This window comes from Streptosporangium album, from assembly GCF_014203795.1.
Lineage (GTDB): Bacteria > Actinomycetota > Actinomycetes > Streptosporangiales > Streptosporangiaceae > Streptosporangium > Streptosporangium album.
The window spans coordinates 4,237,588-4,250,096 of record NZ_JACHJU010000001.1; the positions used below are offsets into that span (position 1 = coordinate 4,237,588).

The 12,509-nt window shown below is 70.8% G+C and carries 13 protein-coding genes; 10 read left to right on the top strand and 3 right to left on the bottom strand.

Annotation, left to right across the window (positions count from 1 at the left end):
* Positions 1 to 18: 18 nt before the first annotated feature.
* Positions 19 to 1,431 carry a bifunctional cytidylyltransferase/SDR family oxidoreductase gene (locus FHR32_RS20425; protein WP_184755757.1) on the bottom strand — a complete coding sequence of 471 codons (1,413 nt, stop codon included), beginning with the start codon at positions 1,429 to 1,431 and terminating at the stop codon, positions 19 to 21.
* Between the two features lie 155 nt (positions 1,432 to 1,586).
* On the opposite strand from FHR32_RS20425, the gene FHR32_RS46055 reads away from it, so the two are divergent.
* The 8 genes from FHR32_RS46055 to FHR32_RS20465 all read left to right on the top strand — a co-directional run bounded on the left by FHR32_RS46055 (position 1,587) and on the right by FHR32_RS20465 (position 9,058).
* Positions 1,587 to 3,206 carry a CDP-alcohol phosphatidyltransferase family protein gene (locus FHR32_RS46055; protein ID WP_184755758.1) on the top strand — a complete coding sequence of 540 codons (1,620 nt, stop codon included), beginning with the start codon at positions 1,587 to 1,589 and terminating at the stop codon, positions 3,204 to 3,206.
* Between the two features lie 86 nt (positions 3,207 to 3,292).
* Positions 3,293 to 3,916 carry a DUF5941 domain-containing protein gene (locus FHR32_RS46060; protein ID WP_184755759.1) on the top strand — a complete coding sequence of 208 codons (624 nt, stop codon included), beginning with the start codon at positions 3,293 to 3,295 and terminating at the stop codon, positions 3,914 to 3,916.
* Between the two features lie 115 nt (positions 3,917 to 4,031).
* Positions 4,032 to 4,766 carry a phosphocholine cytidylyltransferase family protein gene (locus FHR32_RS20440; protein WP_184756614.1) on the top strand — a complete coding sequence of 245 codons (735 nt, stop codon included), beginning with the start codon at positions 4,032 to 4,034 and terminating at the stop codon, positions 4,764 to 4,766.
* Positions 4,767 to 4,771: 5 nt separating this feature from the next.
* Positions 4,772 to 5,812, top strand: coding sequence for an iron-containing alcohol dehydrogenase family protein (locus tag FHR32_RS20445; protein ID WP_184755760.1), 1,041 nt, complete (start codon positions 4,772 to 4,774; stop codon positions 5,810 to 5,812).
* Positions 5,790 to 6,557, top strand: coding sequence for a CDP-alcohol phosphatidyltransferase family protein (locus tag FHR32_RS20450; RefSeq protein ID WP_184755761.1), 768 nt, complete (start codon positions 5,790 to 5,792; stop codon positions 6,555 to 6,557). Before FHR32_RS20445 ends, FHR32_RS20450 begins: the two co-directional genes overlap by 23 nt.
* 196 nt (positions 6,558 to 6,753) lie before the next feature.
* The gene (locus FHR32_RS20455; RefSeq protein WP_184756615.1) at positions 6,754 to 7,635 is read left to right on the top strand and encodes a glycosyltransferase family 2 protein; all 882 of its coding nucleotides are present in this window, start codon (positions 6,754 to 6,756) and stop codon (positions 7,633 to 7,635) included.
* An 8-nt stretch (positions 7,636 to 7,643) separates the two neighbouring features.
* Positions 7,644 to 8,177 (top strand): type III PLP-dependent enzyme domain-containing protein, encoded by a 534-nt coding sequence (locus FHR32_RS20460; RefSeq protein WP_312882510.1) that lies wholly within the window; start codon positions 7,644 to 7,646, stop codon positions 8,175 to 8,177.
* 5 nt (positions 8,178 to 8,182) lie between these two features.
* Positions 8,183 to 9,058, top strand: a complete 876-nt coding sequence (locus tag FHR32_RS20465; RefSeq protein WP_184755762.1) for a sugar kinase — start codon at positions 8,183 to 8,185, stop codon at positions 9,056 to 9,058.
* A gap of 76 nt (positions 9,059 to 9,134) precedes the next feature.
* On the opposite strand, the gene FHR32_RS20470 is transcribed toward FHR32_RS20465, so the two are convergent.
* Positions 9,135 to 9,866 carry an acetoacetate decarboxylase family protein gene (locus tag FHR32_RS20470; protein ID WP_184755763.1) on the bottom strand — a complete coding sequence of 244 codons (732 nt, stop codon included), beginning with the start codon at positions 9,864 to 9,866 and terminating at the stop codon, positions 9,135 to 9,137.
* A 120-nt stretch (positions 9,867 to 9,986) separates the two neighbouring features.
* Here FHR32_RS20470 and FHR32_RS20475 point away from each other — a divergent pair, with 120 nt between their 5' ends.
* Complete coding sequence (locus FHR32_RS20475; protein ID WP_312882667.1) at positions 9,987 to 10,439, top strand: RNA polymerase sigma factor; 453 nt, start codon at positions 9,987 to 9,989, stop codon at positions 10,437 to 10,439.
* Positions 10,436 to 11,374 (top strand): hypothetical protein, encoded by a 939-nt coding sequence (locus tag FHR32_RS20480; protein WP_184755764.1) that lies wholly within the window; start codon positions 10,436 to 10,438, stop codon positions 11,372 to 11,374. The genes FHR32_RS20475 and FHR32_RS20480 overlap by 4 nt, the downstream gene beginning before the upstream one ends.
* Before the next feature lie 13 nt (positions 11,375 to 11,387).
* Here FHR32_RS20480 and FHR32_RS20485 read toward each other — a convergent pair whose 3' ends face one another.
* A complete protein-coding gene (locus tag FHR32_RS20485; RefSeq protein WP_184755765.1) occupies positions 11,388 to 12,497 on the bottom strand; it encodes a glycosyltransferase family 4 protein in 1,110 nt (369 codons plus the stop codon).
* Between the last annotated feature and the right edge of the window lie 12 nt (positions 12,498 to 12,509).

A 12,509-nucleotide genomic window follows, 5' to 3' on the forward strand; every position in this document is an offset into this window, starting at 1 on the left:
CCTGGTAGGCGCGCTGCGTCAGGTTCCGTCGAGGCGGACGTCGATCACGTGCCCGGTGAGGTCGGAGATGAGCACGTCCATGGATGTCTGGGCGACGGCGCGCGGTGAGAGCAGGGTATGGACGGGTTCCTCGCCGAAAGCGCGGGCCCGCATCGGAGTGCTGGTCCGCTCCGGGTTGACGCAGTTGACCCGGACGCCGTACTCGGCCCACTCGTCGGCGAGCGCCTGCGTCAGGTTCACCACGGCGGCCTTCGTCGAGGAGTAGAGGCTGTAGTCGGCCCGGCCCCGGGTGTAGGAGGAGGAGGTGTAGAGCAGCAGGTGGCCGCGGGTCTCGCGGAGGTGGCCGATGGCGGCCCTCGCGATGTTGACGGGGCCGAGGTAGTTCACGCCCACGGTCTCGGCGATCGTGGCGTCGCTCACCTCGCCCAGCTTGCCCATGTGCAGCACGCCCGCGGTGTTGACCACGTAGTCGACCCTGCCGGTCTCCTTGGCCGCGTGGGCGAGCGCGTCGTTCACCGCTCCGGCGTCCTCGACGCGCACCCCGTTCAGCGACCGGGAGAAGGAGAACACCTCGGCGCCGTGGCGCTTGGCCAGGTCGACCACGTCGGCGCCGATGCCGTAGCTGCCGCCGAAGACCACCATGGTCCTGCCCTCCATCGCCTCCCGGTAGGCGAAGGGGGAGTGCCGCGGGGCGCTGCCCGCGGCGAGCTGGAAGAGCTTGTCGGCGATGAACACGTCCACCGGATGGGTGATCTTCATGTTGTGCTCGCTGCCCGGCACGATGTAGATCGGCACGTCGGGCAGGTAGCGCAGCACCACGCCGCAGTCGTCGGTGGGCGGCTGCCTGCCGAAGTCGGGGTCGGCGAAGGCCCGCTCGTAGGCCTCGCGGATCACCGAGAGCCGGAAACACTGCGGCGTCTGGCCGCGGCGCAGCCGGGAGCGGTCGGGGATGTCACGGACGATCTCTCCGCGCGGCCCGGGGGCGGCCACCACGATCGTGTCGGAGCTCGGGATCGCCACGTCGACGGCCGAGTAGACCTTCAGGGCCTCCACGCACTCGGTGATGATCCGAGGCTCCAGCAGCGGTCTGACGGCGTCGTGCAGGAGCACGTCGCACTCCTGCGTCCCCAGGGCCTTCAGCGCCCGCCAGGTGGTGTCGGTACGGTTCTCACCGCCCTCCAGGACCTTGCTGACCTTCCGGAAACCGTTGCGGGCGACGATCCGCTCCACCTCGTCGGTGAAGCCCGGGGTCATCAGCACGATGATCTCGTCGACCTCGGGCGCGCCGTCGAACAGCGCGAGGGTGTGCTCCAGGATCGTCCTACCGGCGATCTTCACGAGCTGTTTGGGGGTGTTCAGGCCGACACGCTGGCCGACTCCACCGGCGAGGACGACGCCGACGGTACGGAGACGTGGTTCATGAGCGGCCAAGATCTGCTTCCTTCGACGGTGCGGATACGGCGAGCGTAATGGGTGCTTACCCGAACGCAGGTCGCGCTCCCGTGCTATCCAGTCAAGATCTCGCTACGCTAAGTGCGCACTCCCCGGTTCGCACGGTGATCCCGTCGGATACGAAGGAGCCCGGTTTGCCTGATTCCCACGTCCCCGCGCCGTCTGGAGACACCCGGACGGCCGCCGTCGTGCTCGCCACCACGGACGCGGCGAGTTCGCACTGCGCCGACGGCACGCTGCTCGACCGGCTGACCGGCCAGCTCGCCCGGCTCCCCGTCGGGGACGTGCACGTGGTCGGCCGCTCCAGCGACATCATCCGCGCCCCCGGCGGCACCTACCTGATCGGCGCCGAGGGCTCCCGGGGGCTCACCGACGACCTGCGCAGGATCGCCGAGGTGGCCCGTACGGCCACCGGCCCGGTGGCCGTGGTCGCAGGAGATCTGGTGGCCCACACCGAGGCGCTGGCCATGCTCCTGGCGCATCCCGCGCACGACACGAGCGCGATGGTGACCACGGACGGTGAGGGCCCCGGGCCGCTGCGCCCGCCGGTCCGGATCGAGGGCGGCCGGGTGGCCGCGGCGGGCAGCACCTTCCACGGGATCGCCGACGCCAACGGCACCTTCAGGGGGGTGCTCCAGGTGGGGGTGGCCGACCTCCCCCTCCTCGCCGAGACCGCGGACACGCTGGCCGAGCCGGCCGGGACCGGCAGGTTCGGTCTCCTGGGCGGTGCCGAGGTCGGCGAGCTGCTCCTGGTCGGCCTGGTCCGCTCCGGCATCCCCGTGCGCGCCTGCGCGATCGGGAGGCTGTGCTGCGACCGGGTGGCCGGGCAGGCGGACGCCGACTCGGCCATGTCGCGCCTCGTGGCGGTGGACGAGGAGCGCGCCCGGCTGGACGCCACGGTCAAGCCGAACGACGGCTTCTTCACCACCTACTTCGTGAGCTCCTGGTCCACCCACCTGGTCAAACTGGCGGCCGATCTGCATCTGACGCCGAACGCGGTCACCGGGATCTCCGTCGGCCTGGCCGCGCTCGCCGCGGTCTCGTTCACGACGGGCACCCGCGAGGCGCAGGTCGCCGGCGCCGTCCTGCTCTACCTGTCGTTCGTGCTCGACTGCGTGGACGGCCAGCTCGCCCGCTACACCCGCGCGTTCTCCCCGTCCGGCGCCTGGCTGGACGCCACCTTCGACAGGGTCAAGGAGTACGCCGTCTACGTGGGCCTCGCGCTGGGCTACACGGCGGGGCTGGACGACTCCCACGGCGGACCGCACGGCATCTGGGTGCTGGCGGTCGCGGCGATGATCCTGCAGATGCTCCGCCACACGATCGACTTCTCCTACGCGGGGTCCCGCGCCGACGCCGCCCAGAAGGCGGTCCGGGCCGGCACGGCGGCCTCGCTGACCGTCCCGGCGGAGGCGTCCACCTGGCCGGAGCCGCTCCAGCCGCCGCCGGACCGGCAGGTCGAGGTCACCGACGGCATCGCCGCAGCGGAACGCTACCTGGGCAAGGAGCGGGAGGCCGGTGCGGGCAGCGTGGGCAACACGGTCGTACGGCTGTCGCGGCGGTTGGAACGGGTCTCCCTCACCCGCTGGCTGAAGAAGATCATCGTGCTCCCCATCGGGGAGCGGATGGCGCTCATCGCGGTCACCGCCGCGTTGTTCAACGCGCGGGTGACCTTCGTCGCCCTGCTGACCTGGGGCGGCGTCGCCGCCCTCTACACGGTCGCGGGCAGGATCGGCAGGTCCTTCAGCCGATGACGCCACGTGTGGGTTCCAGGGGCGGCGGCGCGGCGGGAACGGCCCGGCGGGTGTTCCGCGGAACGAGTGAGGAGACGAATGCGATCATGGTTTCCGTGCGCATGACGCCGGTGCCGCGCAGCACCGTTACGGCCTACAGGGACGACGGGACGCTCTCGCGGGCGATGGGCGCGCTGGTGGCCGGGCAGCTCCCGCCGTTGCCGCCCGCGATCGTCGGGATGTTCGTGACCGGGGTGCTGCTGATGGTGGGCGTGGCCGGCGCCGACAACCTGGCGGTGTTCGCCCCTGCGGTGGCGCTGCTGCTGGCCGGTCCCGGCAGCTCTCATCCGCATGACGGCAGGATCGACTGGCTGGTCCCGCCGATCCTGCGCCTGACCGAGTACGGATTCGTGGCCGCGGTCGGGTTCGCGCACGACGTGCCGCCGTGGTTGATCTTCCTGCTGCTCGGCGCGATGGCCTTCCACCACTATGACGTCGTCTACCGCGTACGGCAGCGCGTCTACCCGCCGGCCTGGCTGGCCACGGCCGGCCTGGGCTGGGACGGCCGCATGCTGCTGATCGCGCTGGGTGCTCTGGCCGGGCAGATGACGCTGGTCTTCTGCCTCCTCGCCCTCTATCTCTGGGGCCTTTTCGGGTGGGAGAGCATCACCTGCTGGCTGGCCGTACCGCGCTCGGGGGTGGACGCGGCCGATCTGGGCGCCCACGATTGAGCCACGGCGGAGAAACGGCCGGCAAACCTTCGATTACACGTTCCGGGCCCAAAGGCAACTAATCTTTGGGGCCAGGAGTGCCCGCCGAGGGGCTCATTTGGGTGAGGAGCGCACGTTGCTGGGAATGGTGCTGGCCGCCGGGGCCGGACGACGCCTGCGGCCGTACACGGACACACTGCCCAAGGCGTTGGTGCCGGTCGACGGTGAGACCACGATCATGGACATCTCGCTGCGTAATCTCGCGGCGGCGGACCTTCGTGACGTCGTGGTCATCGTCGGCTACCAGGCGCAGGCCGTACACGAGCGCAAGGCCGAGCTGGAGCGGCGCCACGGCGTGAAGCTCACCCTCGTGCACAACGACAAGGCCGAGGAGTGGAACAACGCATACTCCCTGTGGTGCGCGCGTGACTACTTCGAGCAGGGCGTGCTGCTGGTCAACGGCGACACCGTGCACCCCGTCTCCGTCGAGCACACGCTGCTGTCCGCCCCCGTGACCGGCGACATCCTGCTCGCGGTGGACGACGTGAAGAAGCTCGCCGACGAGGAGATGAAGGTCACCCTCGACGACGCCGGCCACCTGGCGCGGATCACCAAGCTGATGGACCCCGCCGACGCGGCGGGTGAGTACATCGGCGCGACGCTGATCCGCCCCGGCATCGGCGGACGTCTCGCCGACGCCCTCCAGGCCACCTTCGAGCGCGACCCGCAGCTCTACTACGAAGACGGCTACCAGGAGCTCGTCGCCCGCGGCGAGAAGATCGCGGTCGCCCCGATCGGCGAGGTCTCCTGGGTAGAGGTCGACAACCACGACGACCTGGCCAAGGCGCGGGAGATCGCGTGCCGATACTAGCCAGAATGCTCCCCGCCCCACTGACCGTGGAAGTACGGCGGGGCGCCATCGCCCAGCTCGGCTCGCTGCTGGCCGACAGCCGGGTCGCGACCTCCGGGCGGGTGGCGGTGGCGGTGGGCGCCGGACAGGGCGACAGGATCGCCTCGGTGATCGCCCCCACGCTCGGCGAGGCCCAGATCTTCCGGGTGCCCGACGGCTCCGTGGACGCGGCGGTCTCGCTCGGTGCCGACCTCCGCAAGGGCGCCTACGAGGCGCTCGTCGGGATCGGCGGCGGCAAGACCATCGACGTGACCAAATACGCAGCGTCGCTCGCCGGCATCCCGATGGTGGCGGTGGCCACCAACCTGTCGCACGACGGGATCTGCTCGCCGGTGGCGTCACTGACGCACGACGGCGGCAAGGGCACCTTCGGCGTGCCCATGCCGCTGGCCATCATGGTCGACCTCGATTTCGTCCATGACGCGCCGCCCTCCCTGGTCCGTTCCGGGGTCGGCGACGTGGTCAGCAATCTGTCGGCGATCGAGGACTGGCAGCTCGGCAACACCGAGCGGGGCGAGCCGATCGACGGCCTGGCCTGCGCGATGGCCCGCACCGCGGCGGAGGCCCTGATCGGCAGGTCCGACTCGATCGAGTCCGACTCCTTCCTCACCGTGCTGGCCGAGGCGCTCATCCTCTCGGGGATGTCGATGGTGATCGCCGGGTCTTCCCGTCCCTCCAGTGGCGGAGACCATGAGATCCTTCATGCCGTGGATCAGCTTTTTCCCGGCACCTCCAACCACGGCGAGCTCGCCGGGATAGGTGCCGCATTCTGCTTCTTCCTCCGGGAGGACTCTCGCAGGCTCGACCAGGTGGTCGGCTGCCTGCGCGGGCACGAGCTACCGGTCACCCCCGGCGACGTGGGCATGACCGCCGGACAGTTCACCGAGGCGGTCATGCTGGCGCCGTCGACCCGCCCCGGGCGTTACACCGTCCTGGAGCACCTGCGCCTGTCGGAGCCGGAGATCAGAGATCGGGTGGAGGACTATGTCCGGGCCGTCGGTCGCTGAGCTCCGTGCGGTGGCCCAGCCGCACTCGACCATGGAGCGCAACAGCGGGGAGCACTGGGCCGGTGCTCTCTACATGCGCAAGCTGTCGATCTACGTCACCTGGTTCCTCGCCAAGACGCCGATCACCCCCAACCAGACCACCTGGCTGATGATCCTGTCCGGGCTGCTGGCGGGGGTGGTCCTCGCGCTCCCCGGCCTCTGGGCCGCCGTCGGCGCCGCCCTGCTGATCCAGCTCTACCTGCTGCTCGACTGCTCCGACGGCGAGCTGGCGCGGTGGACCGGGCGGACCTCCATCACGGGCGTCTACCTGGACCGGGTCGGTCACTACTTCGCCGAGGCCGCCCTGCTCATCGGGCTGGGCTTCCGGGCCTCTGCGATCCTCCCGGACTGGTACACCGTGCTGGGTTTCGCCGCCGCGCTCGGCGCGATCCTGATCAAGGCGGAGACCGACCTGGTCGACGTGGCCCGCGCCCGGTCCGGCCTGGTCGCGGCCACCGAGAGCTCAGCCGAGCACTTCCAGTCGCGTGGCCTGGGCCTGGCCCGCAAGGCCGCGGCCGCCCTGAAGTTCCACCGGGTCGTCCAGGCCGTCGAGCTGTCCCTCCTCGTGGTGATCGCCGCGGTGTGGGACCTGCTCAGCGGTGGTCTGGCCGCGACAAGGGTGCTCATGGTCGCCTGCGTCGTGGTCGCCGTGCTGCAGATGGCGCTGCATCTGATCAGTATCCTGGCCTCCAGGCGGCTTTCATGAGGAACCGGACAGCGTCGCGGTGCGTCGTAGGTGCGAGTACCTCACTGTTTGGTGGGTGTTCGCCGATGGTTCCGATACGCTTGGTTTCCGGTAAATCAGTAATGCTTGGCCATGTCAAAGTTGCCCGACACAGCAGACTCGGTGATCATGAAAGTATGCTCCGCACGTGCTCTCGACGCGTCAGGGCGATGACCCGTTGAAGATCTCGTGTGTCATCCTCACCATGGGTAACCGGATCCCCGAGCTGGACCGGGCCGTGGAGTCCGCGCTGAACCAGGTCGACGGCGACGTCGAGGTGGTCGTCGTCGGCAACGGCGCGGACGTCCCCGAGCTGTCGGTCGGCGTGCCCTCCGGATCGTCCGCCTCGATCAAGACCGTGCGGCTCAGCCACAACACGGGCATCCCGGCGGGCCGCAACCGCGGCGTCGAGGAGTGCTCGGGTGACGTGGTGCTCTTCCTGGACGACGACGGCTGGTACGGCGCGACGGACGTCGTCTCCCACCTGCGTGAGCGGTTCTCCACCGAGCACGATCTCGCCGTCGTCTCCTTCCGGGTGATGGACCCCGAAGGCGGCACCGGCCAGCGCCGTCACGTCCCCCGCCTGCGGGCGGGCGACCCCGAGCGGTCCTCTCCGGTCACCACCTTCCTGGGCGGGGCCTGCGCCATCCGGCGCTCCGCCTTCCTCCAGGTCGGTGGCCTCCCCGAGCGGTTCTTCTACGCTCATGAGGAGACCGACCTGGCCTGGCGGCTGCTCGGTGAGGGATACCGCATCGAGTACGACGCCCAGACGGTCATGTACCACCCGCAGGTCCCGCCGACCCGCCACGCCGACTTCTACCGGCTCAACGCCCGCAACCGCGTCTGGCTGGCCCGCCGTAACCTCCCCTGGCCCCTGGCCGCCTTCTACCTCCTCAACTGGGTCGGCCTCACCCTGATCCGTGAACGCTCCGGCTCCGCCCTGCGTGCCTGGTTCACCGGTTTCACCGAGGGGCTGCGCGAGCCCGCGGGCGAACGCCGCCCCATGGGCTGGAAGACCGCCTGGCGCATGCTCCGCCTGGGCCGCCCGCCGATCGTCTGATCCCTCACGTGGACGGCTTCGAGGTGGCCTCGGGCGGTGAGCTGGCGCACGTGCGGGGCCCGGGGCTGTCCGAGGTCAACCTGGGTGGCGGCATGGCCGTCTCCTACGCCGAGCCGGACTCCCTGTTCGACTGGACGGCCTACGGCGAGGGGCTGGCGGAGCTGCGCCGGGAGGGCGAGGCGCTGCGGATCGAGCCGGGCCGTTCCCTGACCGTCTACTGCGGGCGCCACGCCACCCGTGTGATCGACGTCAAGCGCGTCCACGGCCGGCTGTTCGCGATCGTCGCCGGGGGCACCCACCACATCCGCACCCCGGCGACGAAAGGCCACGACCAGCCGGTCGTCCCCGGTGAGGCCGGAGAGCCGATCACCATCGTCGGCCGGCTCTGCACCCCGAAGGACCAGCTGTCCGCCGATGTGCCGATCACCCTGAAGCCCGGTGACGTCGTGGAGCCGGCGATGGCCGGGGCGTACGCCTGGAACATCTCGCATCACGACTTCCTGATGCACCGGCACCCGGTGTTCTCCTACGTGGGGAAGTGATCCATATGGACGTCTACACCCTCGGCGAGGCCTTCGCCGTCGTCACCAGTGGGCGGATCCGTCACGAGCACGAGGCCAGGCTGGACGTGACCGGCGCCGAGTTCACCGTGGCGGTCGGGCTGGCCAGGCTCGGTCATGAGGTCGCCTGGCTGGGCAAGGTGGGCGGCGACGAGCTCGGCGTGCGGGTCCTGGCGGCGCTGCGCGGTGAGGGGGTGGACGTCTCGGACGCGCGGGTGGACGAGGCGTCCCCGACCGGACTGCTGCTCAAGGAGTCCAGACCGGGGCAGGCGGCCAGGGTCACCTACTACCGCACCGGGACCCGGCTCACGCAGGGGAACGTTCCCATGGACCGGATCGCGGCCTCTGCGGTCCTGCACGTCAGCGGGATCTCCGCGGCGCTGAACGCCCGCGACGCCATGCGCGCCGCGGTACGGGCCGCGCGGGCCTCGGGGGTCACCATCTCGGTCGCGGTCAACTACCGCGACCAGCTCTGGCCGGACCTGCGGGAGGCCGAGGAGGTTCTCAGCGAGCTGGCCTGCTCGGCCGACGTGCTGTTCGTCCGGCAGAGCGAGCTGGATCTGGTCAAGCCCGCGCTCACCGGAGGTCGCGAGGTCATCGTGATCCGAGGCCCCCGGGGGGCGAGCGTCCGGGTGGACGGCGTCCGCCACGACGCCCCGGGGCTGTCCGGCCCCGTGGTCGACCCCACCGGCTCGGGAGACGCCTTCGTCGCCGGATATCTCAGTGCGCTGCTGGAGCGGCTGCACCCGGCCGACCGGTTGCGCAGGGGTGCCCTGGTGGCGGCTTTCGCGGTGTCCAGCACCAGCGAATGGCAGGGACTTCCCACCAGGGCCGAGCTGCCGTTGATGGAGTCCGAGGGCTGAGAATCCCGTGGCCCCGCGCCGGAGGCCGGCCGGGCGATTCCCGGCGGGGAGCGGAGGCAACGGTCCGGAGATCCCGCTAGATGTCTTTCGCCTCGTCGAAGGTCATGGCGAGGTGGGAGGCCGTGGTGGTCATCAGGGCGCGTCTGGGCAGGCCGAGCTCGCTCAGCTCCTTGGCGACGGGGTGGTTGCCCAGCCGGATCAACGCACCGCCGGGGCGGGCCCGGACTCCGCGGGGAGACACCGACCAGGGGATGCGGCGGGTGACGCCGTCCCGGTGGCTGTAGGCGTCGGGGGCCCTCACCGTGCCGCCCGAGAGCACGGGGACACCGGGTCTGACCAGCAGGTCCAGCACCAGGCGGCCGTCCTTGCGCAGGATGCACCGCTTGTAGGGGGAGGCCAGGCGCAGGTCGATGTCGGCCAGCTCCTTGGGGAAACCCCAGATCGCCCTGCCCGCCTCCAGGGTGAAGCCCTGGTCCACGGGCAGCCAGTGCACGAACGCCCCGGCCCCGCGCAGCCCGGGCAGACCCCCGCGCAGGCCCCGGCGGAGCGGCGGCTCCCCATCGGGGTGCCGGACCAGGAAGGCCATGCCGAACTCCCGGTAGGCGCCCAGGTCGCCGTCGGCGTAGGAGACGAACACCAGTGTGCAGAGCGCCTTGCCGGGCAGCACCTCGGCGACGTCCATCCCCGAGTAGGCGATCACCGCCCGGGCCGCGTCGGCCCGGACCAGGTAGGAGGCTCCGCAGGCGGTGGCGTCCCGGATCCGCACCGGCATGGCGACCTCGCGTCCCTGGATCAGATGGCGTGCCATGTCTCCAGTACACCAACCTCCCGTCCCGACGTCACTGGTGTGTGACCAATCCCCTGAAAACTCCGTCTTTCAGACTGTGATGAATCAACCCCCGACGCGGAGGCGGCCATCGGCACCCGCATTGAGCAGCTCTACCGGGAGCACTGGCCGCTGGTCTGCGGTTACCTCCTGCGCCGCACGCGTGACCCCCATCTCGCCGAGGACCTGGCCCAGGAGACCTTCGTCAAGGCGACCAGGGCGCTGCTCGGCTGGCGCGGGGAGTCCCCTGTCGCGTGGCTGCTCAGCATCGCCCGCAACGTGCTCGTCGACCACCTGCGGCGCAGCCGTACCGAACTGCCTCTGCCCAGCGCGGACGACCTCGGTGCGCGTGCACCGGCCATCGACGCCGTCGCGGTCCGCGACGTGCTGGACCGGCTGCCTGAGCAGCAGCGCCGGCTGCTCACCCTCGTCTACTTCGACGGGTTCTCCCTGGTGGAGGTGGCCGCGATGACCGGCCGATCCGTCACGTCGATCAAGACAGCCGTGTGGCGGGCCCGCGCCGCCTTCGCCGACATGTACGGAGCCGCCCGATGACCGAGCCCGAGTCCGAGTTCCAGATCCCCGACTTCGACCCGCGCAGGACACGGAGGGCCGTGCGCAGGGGTGTCGTCCGTACGGCCCTGGTATCGCTGAGCGCGCTGCTCGCGCTGGTGCTGGTGGCCACCCTCGGTTCGGCGTGGGTCCAGAAGCGCGGCGACCGCGAGCGGCGGATGCTCGACGTGCTGGGTACGGCCATGCAGGTCGCCAATCCCGGCTACCGGGTCAGCGTCGGCGAGTGCTGCGAGGTCTCGCCGCTCTCGCTCTCCTTCGAGGTGGGCATCAGCCCGATCCGCGTGGTCGGCGGCTTCTCCGCCGGACCTGCCTTCGCCGACCGGCGTGAACGGGTGACGCAGGACTTCTTCGGGCGGGTGCACACGCCGCCGCTCGGTTACGGGACCGAGACCCCGCTGACCTACGCGCTCTACAACGTCCGGACCGGCAACCAGCCCAAGGCCGGCATGCGCCAGGTCCTGAAACGCCTGCCCGAGGATATGAACGCCCTGGCCGTCGTCGAGTTCACCGAGCCGATGACCAGCGCCCAGCTCGTCGCCTTCGCCCGGCAGTACGGGGGATGCCCCGAGAACGTGGTCTACGAGGATCGGCCGCGGTCCACTCCGATCACCTGGGAGCAGACGATGCGACCCAGGTCCATGGATCTTCCCAAGGGCGGGATGTGCAGCGACTCGCCGCCGGAGACGCTGGAGGGGTTCCGGGGCTGGGTGGGCATGCTGCGCGAGCATGACGAGCCCAACCTCAGGCGGTTCGGGCTCGACCTGGCCCGCCTGCGGAAGTCGGCGGCCGAGGGCCGGGCTTACGCCTACGTGGATCCGGTGTCCAGGGTCTCGGAGCTCCGCAAGCTGATCGAGGATCCCCGGGTCGCGACGGTGCGGGTGGCTGACATCACCTTCGACCTGGAGCGGCCCCGGTAGTCGCGTAGGAATTTCAGATCGTCAGGGCTTGGCGGTGGGCGCTTGCAGGGGTGGCGCTCACCGTCGCCCATTCCTCTAGCAATCTCACGAAATCGCCCGCGTGATCGGGCCAGTTGTGGTGGCGCAGTGCCTCCTGGTGCCCACGCGCGCCCATCGCCGCGGCCCCTTCCGGATCCTCCCGCAGCGCAAGTACAGCGTGCAGCACCGCGTCCACGTCCCCGAAGGGGGTGACGACGCCGCAGCCGGTCCGGTCGACCAGCGAGGCGGCGGCCGGGAGCGGGGTGGTGACCACCGGGATCCCCCGGGACATGTAGTCGACGACCTTGGCCGGCGTCGACCGCCGGTGGGCGGGCACGTCGTGCGGGAGCGACAGCCCGGCGACCGCCCCCTCGGCCATCCGCAGCGCGTGCTGGTTGGGCACGTAGCCGTACCAGTCGAGCAGGCCCTCCCGCTGCGCGTCCCGCAGCAGCGGCCTGATCTCGGCGTCGGCGGCGCCCACCAGGTCCAGCCTGACGCCGTGGGGGAGCAGCCGCCGGGCCAGCTCGACCAGGTGCGTCGCGCCCCCGGACCGGGAGAGGTGGCCGACGTGGACCACCCGGTCGCGGCCCGGGGTCGTGGGCGGGCGCGGGGGCACGTAGGCGGCGTTGGGCACCACCGGGTGGGGCCGGGAGAACCGCTCCTGGTAAGACTTCTCCGCCAGGATGAGGTGCGCGCGGGCCTCGACCCGGCGTATCAGCGATGACGAGGTCCGGCGCAGCTGCTCCGGAAGGTACGATCTCGCCTCCAGCGTGGCGACCGGATCCTCGCGGACGTCCCAGACGGTGACGGGACGGTGCCGGGGCAGCCGGAACAGCAGCTCGACGTCGTGGACGACCAGCAGATCGGCGTCCGCGGCTCCGCGCCGCAGGGCTCCGCGGGCGGCCTTCAGGGAACGCCTGCGGTGCCCGCCCAGCGCGCGCGGGATGTCGATCGCCCGGATCCGCGGATCGGGCGTGACGTTGCAGTCGGTGAAGGGCGCGACATAGGTGATCTCGTGCCCGGCGTCGAGGAGCGCCCGGATCTGCCGATGCATGATCCGGGCGTCCTCGGGGTGGTGGACGATCGTACCGACACATACCCGCATATGCCGATGCTG

Coding starts and splice junctions, on each gene's coding strand:
- FHR32_RS46060 (WP_184755759.1), top strand. CDS start 3,293: ATGGTTTCCGTGCGCATGACGCCGGTGCCGCGCAGCACCGTTACGGCC.
- FHR32_RS20445 (WP_184755760.1), top strand. CDS start 4,772: ATGCTCCCCGCCCCACTGACCGTGGAAGTACGGCGGGGCGCCATCGCC.
- FHR32_RS20450 (WP_184755761.1), top strand. CDS start 5,790: ATGTCCGGGCCGTCGGTCGCTGAGCTCCGTGCGGTGGCCCAGCCGCAC.
- FHR32_RS20465 (WP_184755762.1), top strand. CDS start 8,183: ATGGACGTCTACACCCTCGGCGAGGCCTTCGCCGTCGTCACCAGTGGG.
- FHR32_RS20470 (WP_184755763.1), bottom strand. CDS start 9,866: ATGGCACGCCATCTGATCCAGGGACGCGAGGTCGCCATGCCGGTGCGG.
- FHR32_RS20480 (WP_184755764.1), top strand. CDS start 10,436: ATGACCGAGCCCGAGTCCGAGTTCCAGATCCCCGACTTCGACCCGCGC.
- FHR32_RS20485 (WP_184755765.1), bottom strand. CDS start 12,497: ATGCGGGTATGTGTCGGTACGATCGTCCACCACCCCGAGGACGCCCGG.